Origin of the sequence: Paenibacillus sp. JCM 10914 (genome assembly GCF_001315105.1) — a bacterium.
Taxonomy (GTDB): domain Bacteria; phylum Bacillota; class Bacilli; order Paenibacillales; family Paenibacillaceae; genus Paenibacillus_AQ.
The window spans coordinates 1-21377 of the sequence record NZ_BAZR01000012.1; the positions used below are offsets into that span (position 1 = coordinate 1).

At 51.0% G+C, this 21377-nt stretch carries 20 protein-coding genes, 3 pseudogenes and 1 riboswitch; of the genes and pseudogenes, 15 read left to right on the forward strand and 8 right to left on the reverse strand.

What is annotated here, in order from left to right; genetic code table 11:
* Both JCM10914_RS14735 and JCM10914_RS14740 read right to left on the reverse strand, forming a co-directional pair.
* On the reverse strand, positions 1-249 hold a 249-nt coding region (locus JCM10914_RS14735), incomplete at its 3' end, for a nucleotidyltransferase domain-containing protein (RefSeq protein WP_036718375.1).
* A gap of 233 nt (positions 250-482) precedes the next feature.
* Positions 483-1758, reverse strand: a pseudogene (locus JCM10914_RS14740) (adenylosuccinate synthase).
* 183 nt (positions 1759-1941) lie between these two features.
* Between JCM10914_RS14740 and JCM10914_RS14745 the strand changes: the two are divergent.
* From JCM10914_RS14745 to JCM10914_RS14760, 4 genes and pseudogenes are all read left to right on the forward strand, one after another.
* Positions 1942-2826: a LysR family transcriptional regulator gene (locus tag JCM10914_RS14745; RefSeq protein ID WP_023962246.1), complete on the forward strand. Its 885-nt coding sequence runs from the start codon at positions 1942-1944 to the stop codon at positions 2824-2826.
* Between the two features lie 178 nt (positions 2827-3004).
* Positions 3005-4350: pseudogene (locus tag JCM10914_RS14750) on the forward strand (DEAD/DEAH box helicase).
* A gap of 51 nt (positions 4351-4401) precedes the next feature.
* Complete coding sequence (locus JCM10914_RS14755) at positions 4402-5154, forward strand: ABC transporter ATP-binding protein (protein ID WP_023962253.1); 753 nt, start codon at positions 4402-4404, stop codon at positions 5152-5154.
* Complete coding sequence (locus JCM10914_RS14760) at positions 5151-6374, forward strand: ABC transporter permease (RefSeq protein WP_023962255.1); 1224 nt, start codon at positions 5151-5153, stop codon at positions 6372-6374. The genes JCM10914_RS14755 and JCM10914_RS14760 overlap by 4 nt, the downstream gene beginning before the upstream one ends.
* A 137-nt stretch (positions 6375-6511) precedes the next feature.
* Here JCM10914_RS14760 and JCM10914_RS28430 read toward each other — a convergent pair whose 3' ends face one another.
* From JCM10914_RS28430 to JCM10914_RS14770, 3 genes and pseudogenes are all read right to left on the reverse strand, one after another.
* The gene (locus JCM10914_RS28430; RefSeq protein ID WP_081739801.1) at positions 6512-6637 is read right to left on the reverse strand and encodes a sporulation protein YjcZ; all 126 of its coding nucleotides are present in this window, start codon (positions 6635-6637) and stop codon (positions 6512-6514) included.
* A 168-nt stretch (positions 6638-6805) separates the two neighbouring features.
* A complete protein-coding gene (locus tag JCM10914_RS14765) occupies positions 6806-8104 on the reverse strand; it encodes an aminotransferase class I/II-fold pyridoxal phosphate-dependent enzyme (RefSeq protein WP_023962257.1) in 1299 nt (432 codons plus the stop codon).
* A gap of 132 nt (positions 8105-8236) precedes the next feature.
* Positions 8237-8849, reverse strand: a pseudogene (locus JCM10914_RS14770) (pyridoxamine 5'-phosphate oxidase family protein).
* 119 nt (positions 8850-8968) lie between these two features.
* Here JCM10914_RS14770 and JCM10914_RS14775 point away from each other — a divergent pair.
* From JCM10914_RS14775 to JCM10914_RS14785, 4 genes are all read left to right on the forward strand, one after another.
* Positions 8969-10429, forward strand: coding sequence for a PLP-dependent aminotransferase family protein (locus JCM10914_RS14775; RefSeq protein ID WP_023962262.1), 1461 nt, complete (start codon positions 8969-8971; stop codon positions 10427-10429).
* Between the two features lie 42 nt (positions 10430-10471).
* Positions 10472-11260 (forward strand): AraC family transcriptional regulator, encoded by a 789-nt coding sequence (locus JCM10914_RS14780; RefSeq protein WP_023962264.1) that lies wholly within the window; start codon positions 10472-10474, stop codon positions 11258-11260.
* A gap of 114 nt (positions 11261-11374) precedes the next feature.
* Positions 11375-11497, forward strand: coding sequence for a hypothetical protein (locus JCM10914_RS31400; RefSeq protein WP_269433890.1), 123 nt, complete (start codon positions 11375-11377; stop codon positions 11495-11497).
* Between the two features lie 197 nt (positions 11498-11694).
* Entirely contained in the window at positions 11695-12555 is an 861-nt protein-coding gene (locus JCM10914_RS14785; RefSeq protein WP_023962266.1) for an SDR family oxidoreductase, read from the forward strand.
* Between the two features lie 50 nt (positions 12556-12605).
* Here the strand turns inward: JCM10914_RS14785 and asd are convergent, their stop codons facing one another.
* Positions 12606-13412 carry an archaetidylserine decarboxylase gene (gene asd, locus JCM10914_RS14790; RefSeq protein WP_023962268.1) on the reverse strand — a complete coding sequence of 269 codons (807 nt, stop codon included), beginning with the start codon at positions 13410-13412 and terminating at the stop codon, positions 12606-12608.
* Positions 13413-13593: 181 nt separating this feature from the next.
* Positions 13594-13705: riboswitch (TPP riboswitch) on the forward strand.
* A 92-nt stretch (positions 13706-13797) separates the two neighbouring features.
* Between asd and JCM10914_RS14795 the strand changes: the two genes are divergently transcribed.
* The 6 genes from JCM10914_RS14795 (at position 13798) to JCM10914_RS14820 (ending at position 19122) form a co-directional block, all read left to right on the forward strand.
* Complete coding sequence (locus JCM10914_RS14795) at positions 13798-14427, forward strand: ECF transporter S component (RefSeq protein ID WP_036718378.1); 630 nt, start codon at positions 13798-13800, stop codon at positions 14425-14427.
* A gap of 10 nt (positions 14428-14437) precedes the next feature.
* Complete coding sequence (locus JCM10914_RS14800; protein WP_081739808.1) at positions 14438-16060, forward strand: ABC transporter ATP-binding protein; 1623 nt, start codon at positions 14438-14440, stop codon at positions 16058-16060.
* Positions 16057-16863: an energy-coupling factor transporter transmembrane protein EcfT gene (locus JCM10914_RS14805; protein ID WP_036718380.1), complete on the forward strand. Its 807-nt coding sequence runs from the start codon at positions 16057-16059 to the stop codon at positions 16861-16863. The genes JCM10914_RS14800 and JCM10914_RS14805 overlap by 4 nt, the downstream gene beginning before the upstream one ends.
* An 80-nt stretch (positions 16864-16943) precedes the next feature.
* Positions 16944-17540 (forward strand): LysE family translocator, encoded by a 597-nt coding sequence (locus tag JCM10914_RS14810; RefSeq protein ID WP_023962276.1) that lies wholly within the window; start codon positions 16944-16946, stop codon positions 17538-17540.
* Between the two features lie 6 nt (positions 17541-17546).
* Positions 17547-18326, forward strand: a complete 780-nt coding sequence (locus JCM10914_RS14815) for an AraC family transcriptional regulator (protein WP_023962278.1) — start codon at positions 17547-17549, stop codon at positions 18324-18326.
* A gap of 19 nt (positions 18327-18345) precedes the next feature.
* Positions 18346-19122 carry an rRNA methyltransferase AviRa gene (locus tag JCM10914_RS14820; RefSeq protein WP_023962280.1) on the forward strand — a complete coding sequence of 259 codons (777 nt, stop codon included), beginning with the start codon at positions 18346-18348 and terminating at the stop codon, positions 19120-19122.
* A gap of 199 nt (positions 19123-19321) precedes the next feature.
* Here JCM10914_RS14820 and JCM10914_RS14825 read toward each other — a convergent pair whose 3' ends face one another.
* Entirely contained in the window at positions 19322-19747 is a 426-nt protein-coding gene (locus tag JCM10914_RS14825) for an ImmA/IrrE family metallo-endopeptidase (RefSeq protein WP_023962282.1), read from the reverse strand.
* Positions 19748-19816: 69 nt separating this feature from the next.
* Complete coding sequence (locus tag JCM10914_RS14830; RefSeq protein WP_023962284.1) at positions 19817-20236, reverse strand: transcriptional regulator; 420 nt, start codon at positions 20234-20236, stop codon at positions 19817-19819.
* A gap of 299 nt (positions 20237-20535) precedes the next feature.
* Here JCM10914_RS14830 and JCM10914_RS14835 point away from each other — a divergent pair, with 299 nt between their 5' ends.
* Positions 20536-20997, forward strand: coding sequence for an ArpU family phage packaging/lysis transcriptional regulator (locus JCM10914_RS14835; protein WP_023962286.1), 462 nt, complete (start codon positions 20536-20538; stop codon positions 20995-20997).
* The last annotated feature ends 380 nt before the right edge of the window (positions 20998-21377 follow it).

A 21377-nucleotide genomic window follows, 5' to 3' on the forward strand; every position in this document is an offset into this window, starting at 1 on the left:
CCCCCATCCCCCAAGCGAAGCTTCATCGATGTTATCCCGATGATCGTCGTCTAATCGCCGGGCTGCTTCAGCGATGTCCTCCACCTTGAATCCTTGCGAGAGATCATAGTAAATGCCGATATCGATATCGGAATCGAGCCTCGCTGTACCTTTGGCTCTGGAGCCGCCCAGAACAACTCCTGCCATACCCGGCACCCCTTGCAGTTCTTGTGTTATCCTCTGAATAATACGCCCCACCTGAGAGTCCATATTCGTTCCCTCCATTACACGTTCATATCACTACAGTCAATTGTACCTCGAAATATCGAAGCTCACCATGGTGGCTTTCGGGCGTGTCTTACAGCGTTCTCTTGGTGATCGCGAATCTGTCACCATAGGCGGTGGAAGCATAGACCGTGGTCATCTACATACTGGGTAATTCGAACGGTTGGGCGAATCTTGGAGCGCCTAAGCTGAGCAGTCGGTGGCGAGATAATCAAATTCTATCTTGTCATAACCTGATCGCGCCTAGGACCGACGGATACCGTCTTAATCGGAACACCAATGGATGATTCGATATATTGTACATATTGCTGCGCAGCTTCCGGGAGTTCTTCGAATGAGCGGATATGCGACAGATCGCACTTCCAGCCCTTTAATGTTCTAAGTACTGGCTTGGCGGTTTGCAGCTCTGCCGTAACTGGAAATTGGTCGATGGTAATACCGTCTGCTAATTCGTATCCGACACATACGGGGATGTCGTCCAAATACCCGAGTACATCCAGATTGGTGAGTACGGCTTCGGTAGCGCCTTGGATCATACAACCGTATCGCGTAGCTACCGTATCGAACCAGCATGCGTCTAGGCCGTCCGGTCGTTGCACCGTATTCACCTGCATCACCGCCGCGTCGACGCAGTTCGTCAGCTTCATCACCATGAAGCTCCGTCACGAATGGACCCGCTCCGACGCAGCTTGAATAAGCCTTTACGACTGTGATGACATTACCGATGGCATAAGGCGGCAGACCTGCACCTACAGGGGCATACCCGGCCAGCGTAGAGGAGGAGGTGGAATACGGGTAGATTCCGTGATCCGGGTCACGAAGTGCTCCTAATTGACCCTCAACCAGAATAGCTCGCCTTTCATGTAGGCTTGCTGCAGCAGCATGGTAGTATCCTCAACATACGAATTTATGAATGAGAACGACTCTAATAGCACAGCGACCATGTCATCCACGTTTATTGGATTTGTTCCGTATAGATGCTGAAGCTGTACATTCTTAATCACCATCAGTTGCTGGAGTCGTTCACGTAATCGGTGAGGATGGAACAGATCTGCAACTTGTACCCCAAGCTTGGCATATTTGTCCGCATAGAACGGCGCAATGCCGCGTCTTGTGGAACCAAAACCCTTGGCGCCCAGCGTTCTTCTTCCAGTTCATCCAGCAGGCGGTGGATCGGTAGCACCACCTGGGCGCGCTCCGATATTTTTAGCTGCGGTTCTGGAACGTTCCGGGCTTTGAGCTCTTGCAGCTCCTTGGTTAAGATCTCCATATCCAATGCCGTTCCCGGACCGATAATGTTGGTGACGTTTGGATAGAACACACCCGATGGCAGCATATGCAGGGAGAATTTCCCGAAATCGTTAATAATGGTGTGACCGGCATTGCTCCCTCCTTGAAACCGCACGACGTATGACGATTGTGCAGCAAGCACATCCGTCATCTTCCCTTTCCCTTCATCTCCCAATTAGCACCTACTATCGCTGTGACAGTCAATGTATTCGCCTCCTACGATCATTTTTCAGTACAAGGTCATTATAGAGATAAATATATATAAATATAATTCATATTAATAATGATAGGCATTAGTTGAATTTATATAACGTGATATACTGGAACCGAGAAGTCGGAGTTATGATCTCATCTCAGGCCATCATGAGACAAAGTCGAGGTTATCGTATGAACATTAACATGGAATGGTATCGCGTATTTTACTGGACAGCCCGCCTCGGGAGCTTATCGAAGGCAGCAGAGCATCTTCATATTACCCAGCCCGCGGTTAGCCATACAATTAAACATTTGGAAGAATCTCTTGGCGGTGCATTGTTCTTCCGGACAACCAAGGGAGCGAAGCTGACCTCGGAGGGAGAGGTGCTGTTTCGCTACATCGAGCAAGCTTTCAGCTTCATTGACATTGGTGAGAAAGCGATAGAGGACATGCATAATCTGAATCGAGGTGAAATCAGTATCGGGGCGAGTGATACGCTGTGCAAATATTATTTGCTGCCGCATTTGGAATTTTTCCACGCCGCCTACCCGGATATCCGCATTCGCATCACCAATCGCACGACCCCTGAAACGTTGTCTCTGCTCAAGGAAGGAAAGCTGGATTTTGGTATCGTTCATCTGCCCGCTGCCGATAAACAGGTCGATGTTCGTAGAAGTTCGCCCATTCACGACTGTGTCGTTGTCGATAAAGGTTTTGCGGAGCGGAGTAGTATTCCGTCTCCGCTGCCTTTGCAAGATATCCACAACTATCCGCTGCTTATGCTGGAAGCAGGCGGCAGTACGAGGCAGTACGTGGATCAATATGCGAAGCAGCAAGGCGTTACCTTAAAGCCCGATTTTGAGCTCGGCAGTCTCGAGTTGCTGGTGCAGTTTGCAAAAAGCGGGTTCGGGCTTGCTTTTGTCATCCGGGATTATGCTTCAGGCGAATTGCAGCGCGGGGAGTTGATGGAACTGCCGCTTGAGCCGCCTATTCCTGAACGGAGCATCGGGATTGCTACCTTGCGCGGGGTTCCGCTCTCGGCTGCTGCTAAGTCGTTTCTCGCCATATTGCCTTAGACGTAAACGCATATCTGAATATGTTTAATGATTAATTTGGTGGGGACTCCTGTTTTGGCATATAATGAAAGAGAGTTTAACCAAATGCTATGGGACGGAAGTTTTTCTAGCGATATCAGGCAGACGCGCTTTGAAATAATAGACTTCTGATATCTAACCAAAAAGGATGGACTAACATATGACATCAACTACATTTCATACACTAGGAATAGCGGAGGATTTGTCCGCTAGGCTGGCGGAGTTCGGCATTGTGACGCCCTCGCCTGTTCAGTCCGAGGCGATCCCGCCCATACTGGAGGGCAAGGACGTACTGGCAACCTCCCAGACCGGAACGGGGAAGACACTCGCGTATCTGTTGCCCGTGCTGCAAGGCATTAACCCCGAGCTTAAGGGTACCCAGAAATTGATCCTCGCTCCAACCCAAGAGCTGGCCGTGCAGATCGTTAGAGAAAGCGAGCGTTACGGGGAGCCACTCGGGATCGGAGTGCTTGGATTAATCGGCGGAGCGGCCGCCAAGCGTCAGATTGAGAAACTGAAGCAGCATCCGCAGTTGATTGTCGGTACGCCGGGGCGTGTGCGCGAACTGATCGAAATCCGGAAGCTGAAGATGCACCAAGTGAGCACGATCGTCGTGGACGAGGTGGATCAGGTATTTAATCTGGGTGGGGCCGGCGACGTGGATCGCATTCTGCGCAGCGCGCTGCGTGACCGCCAATTGGTGTTCTTGTCCGCGACCGTGAGTCCGGAAACCGCCGCGGTCGTGAAGAAGGAGATGGATCAGCCGGTTGAGATCGGAATCGATCCTGAGCAGCGAACACCTTCTGCGCTGGAGCATTATTATTTTGTAACAGAAGAACGGGATAAATTGGACATGCTGCGCAGGGTGGTTCGGCATTATAACCCGGACCGCGCGATCGTGTTCGTTAATGCCACGGAGGATTTGGCCGAGGTGGAAGCGAAGCTGAATTACCTTGGACTGAATGCGGCTGCGATCTACGGCGATGCTGACAAGATGACAAGAAGCCGGGTACTGAATGCATTCAGGGAAGGACGCACCAAGCTTCTGGTTGCTAGCGATGTTGCTGCGCGCGGCCTCGATATTGAAGGACTCGGCATGGTGATCAATTACGATCCGCCGATCGATGCCGAGCACTACACACACCGTGCGGGTCGTACCGGACGTATGGGGCGGAGCGGGATGCAATCACGCTCGTTACGGATCGCCAGACGTTCATTATGCGCAAGTTCAATCGCGAGCTTGGGATTACGACCGAAGAACGCGCGCTGTATGGAGGTAAGGTGAGAACCCCGCGCGTGACAGCTGAACATCGCGGTAGCAGCGCCCGCGGAACTGGCGGAGGCGGAGCACGTAAGGATAAACCGGCCAGAAAGTCAGCCTCTGTCAGCGCCAATGGCCGTTCGGGAGCTGGTAAGGCAGCAGGCGAACGCCAAAGTGAAAGAGAGCGCGACCGTAAGAACAAAGGCGCTCCCAAGTGGCTGAAGAATAAGCCCCCACGTGGATAAAGAAGAATGGCAAAGAGACGAAAGACTTGTTAAGAATGAGGTGATGTCTAGATGAGCGAACAGCCGGTATTGTCTGTTCAAGAACTGAGCGGGGGGTACAGCATCAATCGTCCCGTCCTGCACGATATTTCCTTTCATGTGAATCCGGGAGAGATGGTAGGTCTGATCGGATTGAACGGAGCGGGTAAGAGTACCACGATGAAGCATATTCTGGGGCTGATGAATCCGCAGAAAGGCGATATCCTGGTCCAAGGAAAACGACGGGCAGAGCATTCAGAAGCCTATCATAGTGCGCTTGGATTTGTACCGGAATCCCCGCTTCTGTATGAAGAAATGACCGTACGCGAGCACCTGGAATTTACAGCACGTTCCTATGGGGTCTCCGCCCAAGATTACGAACAGCGTTCCAGTCAGCTTGCCAAAATGTTCCGCATGGAAGAGAAGATGGACAGCTTGTCCACCCACTTGTCCAAGGGTATGAGGCAGAAGGTGATGATTATGTGCGCCTTTGTTGCCAGACCGTCGCTTTATATTATTGATGAGCCGTTTCTCGGATTGGATCCGCTCGGTATACGCTCGTTACTGGATTTCATGCTGGAGCTTAAGGCAGCAGGTTCATCCGTTCTGCTAAGCTCTCATATCCTGTCGACCATTGAGAATTACTGTGACCGGTTTATTGTGCTGCACCGCGGCAGCATTATTGCTCAGGGTACTCTCAAGGATATACAGGATCAAGCAGGGAAACCCGGCATGCCGCTGGAGGAGCTGTTCAATGTGCTGATTCAAGGCGGTAATGACGAATGAATCTGCGCGAGCTGCATGCTAAACGACGCGGACAGTTCTGGGGCGAGATCCTTCCATATCTCGGTTATGTGATTCAGAGTGGCGTTGCTGTTGTATTTCTGTTTGTGCTGATCGCTTTTGCTGCATGGTATACTTCCATTCTCCAGAATGTCCCGCCGGATCTCCCGATTCGCTGGATTATGCTGGTTGTGCTGGTCCCGATCGTCATTAACAGCAGTGTTCGCACGTATTTGCGGATCGCGGACACGGTATTCCTACTCCCGCAGGAGTCCAGAATGAATACGTACTTTCGGAGCGGGTGGATTAGTGGCGTAATCTATAAAATCATCGGTTTAGGGATTGTGTTGCTGACTTTGTGGCCGCTGTACATACGCAGTGATATCGCACCCAGACCGTTATTAGCGACCTTTGCGGTTCTGACTGTGCTCAAGCTGTTATCCAGCTATGGCAGCTGGAGGGAGCAACTGATGGTATCGAGAATCGCAGCAGCCTCGTATCGAGCGTTGCGCTGGCTTGTACCTACGCTTGCGTTTGCCGCCTGGCTCTGGTATCCAACAGGTAAAGCCTTAATATTTATGGCTCTGATCGCGGTTACCTATTATGCTGCGTTATCTGTTCCGGTTCGACATCGGGTAGCCTGGGAGCGCCTCATTGCTGTGGAACGAAGACAAGCAAGCCGCGTGATGATGGTCCTTAGTTGGTTCGTGAATGTTCCGCAACGGGAACAGCGTGTCCACGCAAGGAGATGGCTGTCTGGCTGGGGCAAGGGATTACCATGGAGGAAAGAGACAGCATATCGGTATCTTCTGATCAAGAGTCTAACACGGAGTGATATTCTTGGTATCCTTATTCGGATCGGCGTGCTTGGCGCGGTACTCGTATGGATTACTCGAGAGGGTCTGACCTCTGTGATCGTATATTTGATCAGTTTGATGATTATCGGGCTGCAGCTGTCTTCGCTACGAAAGCTGCACCCGGAATCGTTCTGGCTCCATGTGTACCCGTTACCCGCGGGAACGCGCCGGGAGAACGAAGGGAAGCTGATCTTTCAGGTACAGCTGTTCTGGGCGTTGTTGTTATGGCTCCCGCTTCTGCCGGGCATCATCAGCGCACCCGTACAGGTGCTGGGAACCGGTGTTGCGGGTGTTGCGCTAGTCTTCCTCTTCCGTTGGAATGCTGATCGCAAGTTTCGTCGTAAAGACGATGAAGATGAAGAATAGATAAACAGGATGAAGGACCTCCAATCATGATCGGAGGTCCTTCTATTAGTGAGTATAGTATGAGTTGCTCAGGCTGGAGAAATCGCAGTGCTTCATCCGCAACCTGCGATTTCTGTATGCTGTTTATCTAGATCATATTACACCCAGAAAGAACGAGTGATGATTACGAGCAGGATAAAGAGTACCAGGATGGCTCCAACTCCGTGACCACCGCCGTATCCGCCATATCCGCCATATCTTGCTTCTTCAACTACTCCACTCATGTTCATTCCCCTTTCGGTTCGCGATTTGTAGTACACGGTATTGTATGTCGCTTAAGGGCTAAATGTATAGGCGAGCGTTTATTAATGGCAGAAGAAAAATGAAAGACCAGGGAGAATTCCCTGGTCTGTTGTCTGTGCGTTATTTACCCGTATCGTGCCGGGTTATTCTCAGGATTGCTGCAGATCAAGGATGCCTTGATAGATCAAGTCGAACATCTCTTCGAGATAGGATTCCTCGATGCAGGAGAAGGCGATCCGCAGATCATGTTCCCCGAGGGCGATGGTCCCCACGCCGTAGTTATGGAGCAGATGGGAACGTAGTGCCTCGGCCGATACGGTACGAAGTTTCAAGCACATGAAATATCCGGAGTTAAACGGATAGTATTGCCATACGTCCCCGTATTTCCCGCTGTCGAGCAGCGATTTGACCTTATTTGCGCGGCCTTTCAGAATTTCAAACTTTACTTCCTTTTGTGCCTGGTAGTCCGCCGATTTCAGGGCTTCCAGCACGAAGGTCTGGGAAGGATGGGCACCGCTGGAGATGGTGGCACGAATGATGCCCAGCGTTTTCTGTTCCAGGGCACTCAATACGCCTGGATCATCAGAGGCAAACGTAATGAAACCGACGCGGAATCCCCAGACGAATTCTTCTTTGGTAGCACCGTCGACTTTAATTGGCAGTATACGTGGATGAAGTCCGCATAAGTGGCCAAAGAGGGATTCCTTCAAGGAGTCCTCGAAAAACAAACCGAAGTAGGCATCATCCGTAACGACCACAACGTTGATTCCAGCTTCGGCAGCGTCCTGGATGGCTGCCAGGATCGCCTTACCTTCCTCCGCACCAGGCGTGTAACCGGTCGGATTGTTAGGAAAGTTAAGGAGTACGATGGCTTTGCCCTTGTCTTGCTGTTGCAGCAGCGCCTGGCGAAGGCCATCTGCATTAAACTTCATGTGTTCAGTAAAGAGAGGATAGCTTATATGAACGCCATGGCGGCGAATTCCAAACGTCAGATCGTAATTCTCCCAGTTCTTATCAGGATAAATGACGGCGTCCCCTTCATCAACAAACAGATCGGCAACGATGCTAAGTCCGTGCGTAAGCGCGTTGGTCACGATCGGATTACCGAAGGCTTTTCCTTCAAGAGACGGGTTATCCTGAATCATCTTGCTGCGCCAAACCGAGCGAAGCTCCGGTTTGCCGGCAGGCGGGGCGTAAGGGTACAGATCCTTCGGCTGAAATGACGACAGCTTATCCTGAATGACATCCAGATGCATCGGAGTGCCACCTTCGGTTGCAATGCCAATCGTCGCGTTATATTTGTGCGCATGGTTCGCTGCTTCCGCCGATTGGCTCAGAATACCTTCCTTCGGGAAGTAGATTTCTTTGCCGAGCGTGGAGAGCATGTTGTAAATATGCGGATTGCCAGCTTGCATTTGTTCATTCAATTGACCAGCCAGTGGGTTCATGAAATGGTTCCTTCCTTCCGAATACGTTAGATTGAAGTGAGAGGTTATCACGTAATTAATTATTTCATTATGAATACATTGCCTAACATTATACCACCTACCCCAGAAACCGTCACGGATAAATATGACGCTTTAACGCGATCCTGTATGATATTTACAAACCAAATCGGCGGTCTCAATATCTCGATCCTTACCACGGCTTGTAAGTCCTTCGACAACCGCGTTCATGCGATCGGATTTGAGGTTCTGCCCAAATTTGAATTTGGCTGTCAATCGATCTGGAACCAGCTTGATTAACGCTACGCCCTTCAGTCTTGGAATATAGGATTGATCTGCAGCGTCGATGGTACGGTAGCCTCCCTCAGGCTGTAACTTCTGCATCAGCTTCCATTGCCATGGCTTTCTCCTCTAGATCATCCACGATGATGACACTCCCGATCGCACTGACACTCTTGAAGTAAGCGGTCGCTGGACAGGCCATCTCGGGATCGGAATAATAGGATGGTATGATGGCATATTCATCGGCTACGGTGAAGCAGACCGTGGAGGTATGACGCAGATGGTCCATTTTCTCCCCCATACGGCTGCCGTGAAAATAAAAAGCACCGTTCGTATAACTAAAATTGAGCGGCGTCACACGCGGCTGACCGGCTTCATCCGTCGTTCCGAGAAAGCCAAAGCTCATCCCACTCAAAAATTGTTCGATTTCTTGCGGGTCCTCCATCACAAATTCGTTCCTTCTCATATCCCCACACCCCTTTATCGTTATAAGTCTCAGCATAAATGGAATATTGACAAGGAAAAAGCGCCAATCTAGATTTATTTATATAGTCCAATTATGGCCGCGGATGGGAGTGGATGACAATGGAGCTCAGTCTACCGTTTGATACGTATCTGAAACGATATCGGTATAAATATTTAGCGCTGTACCATGCTTTGCGTGCCGCGATACATAGCGGTGCATTGCAAGAAGGTACCCGTCTTCCAGCCACGCGGAAGCTGGCGAAGCTGTATGGCATGTCGAGAGGCTCGGCTGCACAAAGTTATGACATGCTGCTGGCTGAAGGCTACGTCGTATCGAGGGCGGGGAGCGGAACGTATGTCGCCGATGGCGTGACCATGTCAGATGTGCCGCCGCTGGCAGATTGTGAGCCGGTGCTATCGGATTGGGGGAGAAGCCTGCTTCAGCAGAGCGGGGCTTATGCTGCCAACACGATGTTGCCGCGCCAGGACACGAGCCCGGAGATGATATCCTTCGCCAATGCGCGGATGAAGATCGAGGACTTCCCGTATGCAGAGTGGAGAAGCGCTTTATCATATGCTGGCGGAAGCGGGGGAATAGAACTGCAAGACGGTGCGCCTCCGGCGGGAGACATGGAACTAAGACGAGCGATTGCCGGACATCTCCGCTTTACGCGCGGCATTCCGGCCGATCCGGAGCATATCGTGATCTTCAGCGGCTCTATGCAAGGCCTGGTGCTGCTGTTCCAACTGCTTATCGATCCAAAGGATACGGTGGTACTGGAGAATCCCGCTTTTCAAGGCATTTACCGCGGCGTTAGCTTATGCGGTGGAATTCCGTTGCCTTCGCCGGTCGATGAAGCGGGACTCATACCAGGCGATTGGCAAGCGCGGCTGCTTGTCGTCAGTCCCAGCCGCCAATACCCGACCGGGGCGGTGCTACCCTTGGAACGAAGAAGATCCTTGCTGAAATGGGCGAGACAGAGGAACGCTTTTATTATTGAAGATGATTACGATAGCGAATTTCGCTGGGGCGGTAAGCCGATTGAGCCATTGAAGATGTTGGATGATGGAGGTCGGGTCATCTTCGTTGGTTCATTCTCCAAGACGATGTTCACCGGGCTGCGGATCGGATATGCGCTCCTTCCACCGAGTTTAACGGAGGCGGTCGTGCAGGCCAAAGCGCTGTATGAGCCGATATCGCCGGGGATTCTTGAACAGCGTGCATTAGCCAGATTTATAACGCGTGGCGGTTACGGGAAGCATCTGAGAAGAATGACGCGACTCTATGGAAGAAGGTACGAGGTACTACGGGAAGCCATGGAATCGGAGCTATCGGGATTATTTCGGCTGGAGCCAAGCGATGCCGGACTACATGTATTCGCCAAATGGCTGAGATCGACAGAGGATTTCGCTTCATTTCAGGAGTCTGCACGCAAGCGCGGCGTCCAATTTCGCGATGCCTCCTTGTATTATGATTCGCCTGGGCCTCCAGCCGCTTGCTTTGGTTTCTCCCAATTGGATGAGCTTCAGATTCAGGAAGGGGTGCGCAGGCTTGCTCAGGCTTGGGCAGACCGGGTATGATGGTATAGAACAATTTTGAATGAGATGAGGGGGCATGACGTGATGCTGAATGCATCGCCGTCTTCTTTTGTAATCATGCCGGCGCTCGCGAAGATTGTATGCGAGCCGGGTTGGAAATGGCAGAAACGCGAAAAACCGATGCAAAACTATGATTTATTCTACGTGTGGAGCGGCGAGGGTACGGTGGAGCTGAATGACCAGCCTTTCGCCGTAGGCAAGGGAAGCTGCTTCCTATTTAAGCCTGGTGATCATACGAGTGCTACGCATAATCCGCAGAAGCCACTCGTTTTGACATATATCCATTTCGATGTGCTCCATGACGATTTAACGCATATTCCGGCTGCATACCGCCAATTGACCGAAACGATGGATTTTGAATATTTACTGGCTCGCTATGTGCGGCTGTATCTGGACAAGCCGTATGGATCCGTAGAAGAAGGGCAGCTCATACTGAAGCAGCTGATGATTCATCTGCTGCGTTCGGATTTGGACGAACCGGTTGTCAAAAAAGCAAGCAACCAGCTGTCCGAAGCCATTCATGAGATCGCTAACTACGTGCGTCAGCATCCCGGAGTACCTCATCGAGTGGAGGATTTGGCCGCCAGGGCCGGGCTGTCACCGCGTTACTTCTCGATCAAGTTTAAGGAACTGGTAGGTACACCGGTTCAGTCCTATATCATCCAGATGCGGATCGAGCGTGCGCAGCATCTTTTGCTGCATCAAGGCATGAATGTAACAGAAGTCGCCGACGCTCTGGGATATCGAGACATTTTCTTTTTCAGCCGGCAATTTAAGCAGTACACGGGCAAGAGTCCGTCCGAAATTCGGTGATTCCCTGCACCTTCCATAACTTACCTGATATTAGTGGAAGCAGTTGTGGGTTTCATAGTAGGCGCTTTAGGGTAAAAGTGACTTACAGTTATTTCAATGAAGGGAGGAGAGAATATGGACCCAAGAAGACGGGTACGGGGTCGTTTCTTCAGCCGTGGTGGATGCGGGATTTTTAGAAACCGGTTGCGCCGCTTGAAGACGACGATGAACGACAACCACCAAGATGTGTGGTTCTAATGAGCCTTAACCTTCGTACGGGGGATTAACCACCCGATATCATATAGTATTTGTTATACCCGCAGGGAGCCAATCGGCTCCCTTTTTGGCTGGACCGATTTCTCTTTCAATCGCGTAGGAATTTGATATATTAGGAATACACATAGCATGATCATGAAGAATGAATTCATCATACATAGGGCAAGGGGGACGCCTCGTTGAGTGAATGGAATAGACAAGTAGCTAAAGTGGCACTAGTGACGGGGGCTTCAAGCGGTTTTGGACTGCTGATCTGCCTGGAACTGGCGCGGTCAGGATATCAAGTTGCTGCGGGAGTACGCCGACCAGAATCAGCGGATACGCTCATGCAAGAAGCCAGTCAGGCTCAGCTTGCTGAACGCATTCGGATCATACAGCTGGATATTAACGATGCGGAACAAGTGAGCGCTGCTGCTGCTGAGATGAAGCAGATATACGGTCGATTGGACCTGCTCGTGAATAACGCGGGTGAAGCGGTAGGAGGTATGGTGGAAGAATTGGCGCTGGATGCCTGGAGAAGGCAGATGGAGACGAATTTCTTCGGGACGATCGCGGTCACCCGCAACATGCTGCCCCTCATGCGTCATACTGGCCAATCGAGGATCATTCTAATGAGCAGCATAAGCGGCGTTATCGGTTTTCCCGGCTACGGTCCCTATGCCTCGTCCAAATTCGCAATCGAGGGCTTCGGGGAAAGTCTGTCGCTGGAGGTGATGGCGTTTGGAATGGATGTGGTTATCGTCCAGCCGGGAGCATTCGGAACGCCGATCTGGAAGAAGAGCTTCGGCGAGCTGCAAGTCACCGAAGGTTCACCATACAAGGGGCTGCTGCAGGATGTACTGGATTATTCGGAACGGACAGCCAGAGATAGCGGCAACCCGGTGGAGGTCGCGAGGCTCGTGGCCAGGATCGCGGGCATGCGCAGGCCCAAGTTCCGTTATTGCCTGCCTCAAGGCACGCTATGGACGGCGTGGGCCAAGCAACTGCTGCCGGATCGGCTGTTCCAGAGGATTGTATATCGGATGCTTCGGCGGCGCTGATGATTAGCACCGTTGATTATGGAGCTCATTAACGGATGCCATCAGAGGGATTAAGCGTGGTGTTTAACTTCAGATGGATGCAATAATCCGAGTAATTCACCCATCTTCACGGTTGAACCTGGCTTCAGGTCGCCTCTCGGCGTAAACGTTCCGTCCTCGGTCAGCAGCACGACAGTGGAACCGAATTCAAAATAGGCCAACTCGTCGCCGATCTGCCATTCTTTCACGTTCTCATCGGCATAACGGATGCTGCTCACGTTCATGGCGCCGACTTTAACAACGGCTACCTCACCATATTCATGCGCAATATAGGTAATCAGACGTTCGTTGCGGCTGAGCACCGATCGAATGTGCGTCATAGCAAAATCGTTAACCGGGTACACCTTGCCCGGCAGGTGCTCATTCTCGGTCTGGACACCGGAGACCGGCGAATGAATGCGATGATAGTCGGTTGGACTGAGATATAACACGAATGCGAACCCGTTAATATAGTTCTCCATTCGGGGTGATTGCGCAAGCAGATCGGCAAGCGAATAATCCTGACCTTTCACGTTCAGGATCGTGCCGGCCTGAATCGGCGTCATGGTTGAGACGGTGGCATCGACTGGGCTCACCATCGCATCCGTAGTTTCATCTATGGCGCGCAGTCCTATTTTTAACCGACGTGAGAAGAACTCGTTCAATGAGCGGTACTCGTGAATATCCTTTTCCGCTTCATGGGCCGGTATTTGATACATTCGTATAAATGCAGGTATTAGATGTCGACTCATCCGGCTGTGAGAGTATCGCCCCATCATGCGGGACAGCCACTTTCGCGAGGACAGCTCTGTCATCAGACGCAGCAGTGGTTTAGCCATGTCATTCTCCTTTTTGCGTTTAGGTCTTAGCAATATTAGTACGCTATCTATATCGTTATAAAATAGCCAATCACTCTGATATTGACATAGAATGAGCTGGAAATCAATAAATAGACCGTTTCAAAAAAAGGTTCTTGCAAATTCTGGATCATCGCTGTATTTTAAAAATAACATCAAACCGAATATGGAATACGGGGGCTTGAGAGAATCAGGCTGAGATTGCAGCTATATCCGCTGTTGACCGTTAATCTGAACTGGGTAATGCCAGCGTAGAGAATATCCGACCCTGTTTCATAGGGCCTATTTTTCCGTCTGCGCGAATTTTCCGTGACGGTTTTTTGTTGTGGTCTTATAAAAAATAGCAATGGAGAGGGGAAGTTTGATCATGGGAACGTCAATGCAACAAAAGCTGGAGGTTCAGCCTCGTAAAGGGCTCCGATTAAGCGACATTCTGGTAACGGTGCTGGTATCGCTCGTGCTGGGTGTCATCTATCATTTTTGGGGCTCGGTGTACAATTTGTTAAAACCGCTGTTTTTTGAAGCGGATGAGCTGTTATATGGCATGTGGTTCGCAGCGGCTACGCTTGCGTATCTTCTGATTCGTAAGCCAGGTGTAGCCATTATCGCTGAGGTGGCTGCAGCCCATGTGGAGGTGCTGTTCGGCAGTGGATGGGGGTTAACGCTGCTCATGTACGGACTGATTCAAGGATTAGGTGCTGAACTGGTGTTCGCGGCTGTTCGTTACCGAAGTACGTCAGCCATGACATTGATGCTGGCAGGTGCCGGTGCGGCGATCGGATCGATGATGATGGACTTCTACTACAGTTATACCGACGATCTGCAGACCTGGATGTTCCTGGCCAAGTATGGCATGCGGGTATTTAGCGGGGCTGTTATTGCCGGATTGCTCATGCTCGTTCTGGCGAAGGCACTGGATCGCACGGGCGTAACTTCATTGCTGCGTCCAGCCTCCAAGCAGGATTACGAAGCATTGGATGATCCGCGCCATGTCTGAGGAAGCGAACATGAACCGACCGCACAAGGAAACGGTGAAGACCGGTCAACGTCCGGTCGTGCAAGTCGAAGGATTGCGCTTGAAATATCCCGGAACCGAGCACTTAATGTTCAGGGATCTTACCTTCTCGGCAGCTGCTGGCGAGAAGGTGCTGCTGCTCGGTCCAAGCGGCTGCGGCAAGTCGACCTTGCTTCAGGTGCTCAGCGGTATGATCCCGAATGCGACCGAAGTTCCGATGAAATGCACGGCGCAGCTGCTGCCGCGTTCGTGGGCATATGTATTTCAAGATCCGGATACGCAATTCTGTATGCCTTATGTGGATGAGGAACTGGCGTTTGTACTGGAGAATCTCAGCGTGCCGCGGGCGCAGATGAATGAGAGAATGCAAGCTGTACTTCTTGAAGTCGGGCTTCAACTGGAAGAGCTTCACGTGCCCATCGCGCATCTATCGCAAGGGATGAAGCAGCGGCTGGCTCTGGCCTCCGCGCTATTATTGGAACCCGAGGTGCTGTTTCTGGATGAACCGTCTGCCTTGCTGGATCCGGAGGGGCGTGAGCAGATCTGGGAGGCGGTCAAGGCCGTCTCTTCTAATCGAACCTTTATTATCGTCGAGCACCGGATTGAAGAGATGGCCGATTATGTGGATCGGGTGGTGTTATTCAGTGCTACCGGAGAGATCTTGGGTGAGGGTTCACCCGCTGATGTGTTTGAGCGCTATCAGGATGAACTGCGAGCGTATGGCATTTGGTACCCGGGCGTATGGGAGGATTATGCCGAAAGTTCTGCCGGGAGAGAGACATTTTCTTCATTAGTCGCAGCCGAGTTTCAGCAAAGCCCAGCTTTTGAGGCGAAGCGGGACAGGAACGGAACAGGTGCCGCCGGACATGTGCTGAAGCTCGGGCCGTTCGTGGGCAAGCGCTGGGAACGGCCCGTGATATCCATGCCGTCGGCAACGGTCTATTCGGGCGAGTTTATCGCGATTGTCGGACCTAATGGCGCGGGCAAGAGTTCGCTGCTGCTGAGCTTGATGGGACTGCTGCGATCGGAAGGCAACTATACGCTCTGCGGAGAGCCAGTCCCTCTCGGCAATAAGCGGAAGGAGCGGCAAGATAGAGAAAGACAGCTCCGCCAGATCGGGTTTGTGTTCCAGAATCCCGAGCTTCAGTTCCTTACCGAGCGAATATCCGATGAGGTAGCATATTCTATGCTTGTGGATGGCGCCTCACGGGAAGAGGCCATGAAGGAGGCGGAGGATTGCCTTGAGCGCTTCGGGTTAACGGGTACGGGAGATCGTCATCCGTATCAGTTATCTACGGGGCAGAAACGGAGATTAAGCGTGGCTACGGCTATGGCGAGAGCGCCTAAAATTCTGTTGCTGGATGAGCCCACCTTCGGTCAGGACGCTCGTAACACGTTTGCGATCCTCGAGATGTGCGAGGCGCTGCGCCGCGCGGGTACGGCCATACTCATGGTTACCCATGAGATGCAGATCGCTCAGCGGCTCGCGACGAATATTTGGGAAGTAGCAGGTGGCGAAGTGACGTCTTGTATTCCCGGTCCAAGACTCCTTTCTTCTGATGTTGATCCTCAAGCCATTGAACGCAATCCCGCTGTGACAGGGGTGATGGCATGAACATATGGAATCCTGTACGAGTGACTTGGTTGCACCGGGCCAATCCCGTAGTAAAACTGATGCTGATATGCTCGCTTTTCTTCATGACCGTATTGACCCATAATCTGGATTTTGTAATGTATCAGGCGTTGGTGTTCATGATCTGCCTGATCGTATTAAGCGGCGTGAAGCCGTGGAAGATGCTGCTGTTCTTCATCCCGTTTCTAATCGCCTTCATCTCTTCCGCTTCATCCATGATGCTCTTCGGTAAGGGGGATACCGTCTGGTGGGAGTGGGGATTGTTCAAGGTATCGGAAGAGAGTTTCTATCGAGGGCTGCACCTTGGGTTTAAAGGCATCGCTTTTGCCTCCGAAGGTTTACTGCTTGTAACGACCACCTCTTCGGTGGATTTATTCTACAGTTTAATGCAGAAGCTGCGGCTGGCCCCGAAGTATGCATACAGTTTTATGGCCTCGATTCGGCTGTTGCCCATGGTGTGGGAGGAATATGTAATCCGGCGCCAGGCGCTAAAGGTGCGCGGTGTCATGCCTATTCGCGGGCTTGGCGGCGTGGTGCAGCGGGCAGGGATGTATGTGGTGCCGCTGCTTGCCCAGAGCATTCGGCGTGCCCATCGGGTTGCGGCGGCCATGGAGGCCAAACAATTCGACGGGGATCGGGGACGGGTTCGTACCTACTTCTATCCTTCGGCCTATTCGCGTTACGATATCTTGATTGTCTTGTTGCTGCTGGCTGCCGCTGTGACGGCTTACGTGGCGGCCGGATTCATGCCGTGGTTCGGAATCGGGGATGTGCGCTTTGATTAACGGTTGCAATAATGTACTATGCCCGAGGATGATCATCGCTCTATAATGCAAGGGAATTCCTTGTAAGGAGCTATGACCACATGAATCTATTTTCTTTTTTTATCTATTGCTTTATCGTTTCGTTCTCGCCGGGGCCGTCCAACATCGTCATCCTGGCATCCGTTCAGAACTCCGGGATAAAGAAGACCCTGAGATATATCGCCGGAGCGTCGATCGCTTTCTTCTTATTAATAGCGGCCTCAGTTGTGTTAGGCCAGCTGCTGTCAGCAGGCATGCCCATCATCCTGCCGTTGATGCGTCTAATCGGTTGTGCGTTTATGTTGTATCTTGCATACCAAGTATACCGGATGGACGTCTCTGCCTCGGCGGCAAACCAAGCCGCTTCATTCACCTCAGGTTTTTTGATGCAATTTCTGAATCCGAAGGTGGTGCTGTTCACGCTTACCGTCATTCCGAGCTACGTGATGCCGCATTATACAACCGGTGTGGTAATCTCTATATTTGTTGTTGCCGTATCTTTAATCGGATGCTCTGCTTACATGACCTGGGCGGTATGCGGTAGCCTTTTTCAAGGAATTATGCAAAAATATCGGAGAACCACCAAAACCATTCTCGCTTGTTTTCTAGTGTACTCGGCGATCGTGGTTTCCGGTATACCGGAGCTCATAAAGGGGTGATGGAAGATGGAACAGTTCACGTATAAAAAAGCATCCGGCATTACAGCGCTGTCCGCCAGCCTAACCGATTTTAAATATAAGAAACATTACCATGAGGAATATGCGCTTGGCGTAACCCTGCGCGGCATTCAGAAATACGTGCTGGATGGAAGCCAGCAAGTTTCCTGCCAAAGCGGAGTGATGCTGTTTCATCCCGAGCAGAACCATGACGGATGGTCACACGAGCGGTCAGGAATCGATTATGTTATGATCTATATTCATCCGGACCTGTTCCTCGAGATGATTGGCAAACCGGATATCGTCCGGTTTCAATCGCCGGTTGTGTATCATGAAGGATTGCGCAACAGTATATTGAATGTGACCAAGGCCGTATTTACGGGGCAGCCAGAGGCGCTGTGCCATGAACGATTGCTGGGGTTGGCTGCTCATTTCAATGAAGATATTCTGAACCCGGCTACGCAAAGCGACAATAGCTTCACCCTCAAAGCAAAGGAGTTAATGCATGATCATCTGGACCATGTGTTGAAGCTGGATGAATTGAGCGAGGCGTTCGGCATGTCCAAATTTCAGTTTATCCGCTCCTTTAAGGCGAATACGGGTCTATCTCCTTATCAATACTATCTGAATTGCAAGGTTGAGCGTGCCAAGCAGTTGATTGAAGGCAGCAGGGATGTGTATCAGGCCGTTGCCGAATGCGGGTTCACGGATCTGGCACACTTAAACCGCCATTTCAAGAACACGTACGGAACGACGGCCTATGATTATATGTCACATCTGAGCAATTAAAATGGAAGGAACGTTTCCTATGGAATATTTGTATGAATCGGTTCAGCGCAGCTATGAGGATTATGCCAGTGGCCGGGTGTTATATAACGCGCATGGTACGACATCATTTCCGGTTCGGCTGGCAAGCGAGATTGCGCAGCGCTGCTTTCATATATTGGAGCAGAAGGGTGCTGGGGGACCATATTCGTTGTACGATCCGTGTTGTGGCGGAGCATATCTGTTGACGGTGCTGGGCCTTATGCACGGGCAGCGCTTCTCCAGCGTGATCGGCTCTGACGTGAACCCTGAAGTGCTTGCCATAGCCAACAAGAACTTATCTTTGCTTACTCATCAGGGGCTGGACCATCGGATCGGGCAACTTCAGGAACTATTCGAGCGCTATCACAAGCCCTCCCATCAGGAAGCACTCCAGAGCGCGGCGAGATTGAAAGTGCTGCTGGATCGTTCCCGGTTGGAGGACGCTTCGTGTTATCCAGCGGATATTACCGATTCGCAATCGCAAGCGGCGCTGAATCGGCCCGCCGGTATTCATATGGTGATCACCGACCTGCCGTATGGTGATATCGTGAGCTGGCATGGTGGCAGCGGCGAGCCGGTGCGTGAGTTTTTCGAACAAATCCATCCAATGCTGGACCCGGGCCATTCCGTTGTGGCTGTTATTGCGGATAAAGGCCAGAAGCTGCGGCATGACCGGTTTAAGCGACTGCAGCAGTTCAAGGCAGGCAAGCGCAGGTGGCCATCCTGGAACCGGTATGATGCGGGAGAAGTCTCTATCCCCAGCCTCCATCGGAGATGATGATCGATGATTGAGGTCTAAATGGGGGAATGTTATGATAACAATCGGAATGAGGACGGATGGCCGTCCGTCCTCCGTACAACATCTTGAGCGGGGTTACTCCCTCCAAGAGCATAATGGCTGTTAGAAGTGACCCACGGTTTGCCAACCTTAAAGTGGGTCACTTCTTTTTTTGGTCAATAAAGGAACGTATGTTCGATCAAAAACGAAAAAAATATAGCATTTCCTGCGGAATGCCAGCCCGGAGATAAAATTCGTGCAGTGATTCCCCCGGTCCTATAGCTAGCTCGGCGGTTAGCAACGCAATCGCGAAGCGGTTCGCCTGCCGCTCGAACTTGCCCGGGCTGAAATACGAGTGCTCCTCCAGGAAGAATCGATTAATGCCTTTATGCAGTCGGTCGTGACCGAGCTCGTGGGCGCACACAAACCGCTGCCAAGCCGGAGGCAACTGGTTATGAATGACGATAAATCGCCGCCTTAGCTTACGGAAGTAAAGCCCCTTGGTCGTGGTGCCCAAGTCCGCGAAGCGGATATGAATGCCGAGTGCGGCAGCGATCTCAAAGGGGCAGTTCGTATGATGCTTGCGGATCAATTGATGGATCGTAGGCTCTATCCGATCATCCATGCGGGTTCACCTGCCATTTTAATAAAATTTGAATCATTGTAAAGGTTGATAACTCCTCTTCGCGTTGAATTATTTCTTCCGCTTGTTCATCTGCTTGGCTTCCCAGAACAGGCCGGTCAGCACGTCCTTAATGCGCTGCTTATCCTCTTGCGCGAGGGGAATCCCGTCAAACATTAGCTCGCCGTCATCTTCGAGCATCTTCTTAAAATCCCGCTTGTCCCGATAGGTCGCCCATGGGGGTGCTGCCGATTCAATATCAGGATGCTCCTCATGTTTCAAATATCCCGCCTTATCCATTAAATCTTCGTAAGGAATTTGAAGCGCCTCTGCAATTTTACGCAGGGTATGCGGCTTCGGGATACCTCTTAATCCGTTCTCAATCCGGGAGATTTGGGAACCGCTTATGTCAGCTGCTTGTGCCAGCTGGTTGATGCTTAAACCCTGGTCTTCCCTAACTTCCTTTAAGTATGCTCCGAATGAATGCTCCACGCGTTATGGCCACTCCTTACCTTATCTATCTTCAACTCATACTTCCAGTATAAACGCATTCCCACACCTTTGCCAACAGGTAAAAAATAATGAGTATTATTGCCAAAAGGCAAGGAAATTGAAGCCAGCATCCAGGATTTCGGTAAAAGTTCACGTAATCGGCGGTTTACCCATCTCTCCAAATAGTGGTATATTAATTTAAAATACGAACGAATATACGAACAAGTGGTTGTAGATTCAACACTGCCAAATGGCAATAAGAGTTACCATCAACGATTATTATGGGGAGTGAAGACGGTATGAATCCGATATTACCGGAATTGGACAAGCGAAGAACCCAGCAGGCTGTAGAAGCGTTATTTGAGAAGTATCGCATATATAAGACGATCACATTCGAAATAAGAGAGGTGAGTGTAACAGCATCCTATACGGAGCGATTTCACGGTCCCACCAACGTCACCTCAGATCAAACCGCACAGGCAGCCATTTATAATGTAGATGTGCCCGCGGCGAGGCAGCATTATTGCCAGACAATTGAAATGATGGTGGACAGGCTGAGTGAACGCGAACAGCTACTGATACGCGAGCGCTATATGAAGCAAGACGACGTCTACGATTATAAAGTATACAATCATATTCTCGATCCACCGGTCAGCAAGGACACGTACACCAGGATTCGCGCCCGCGCGTTCTATAAACTGGCGCTGGCTTTTGCAGACAGAGGACTGTTGGAGTTGCAGGAACTGCAGAAGGTGATGTAATTATTTTACACATGTATAACAGAACCGGAGGGCCTTAGTGGTCTTCCGGTTTTTTATGTTCGTATTCGGAGGAAGAAAGTTGTTTTTAGTTTTAAATACGAACATATATTCGTACTATTTTCCGCCCGTACGCCTCTGAAAGATCGATTGATTTCATCCAACTAACCGTCAGCGCATCCGTTTCAGGGGTGTAAGATTGTATCATCGGGAATGAAGCAATACAGGCATACCGAACACACACGGTGTACGTGAGCCGGCCATGATGGGCCGGTTTTTTGCTGCGGTGATGTCGAATTGGTCTCATTCCCGACCATCTTCAAGAAAGGAGGAGCCGAATTGATGATGCACATTACCTTCGATACTTCCTTGGGCAGTGCCAA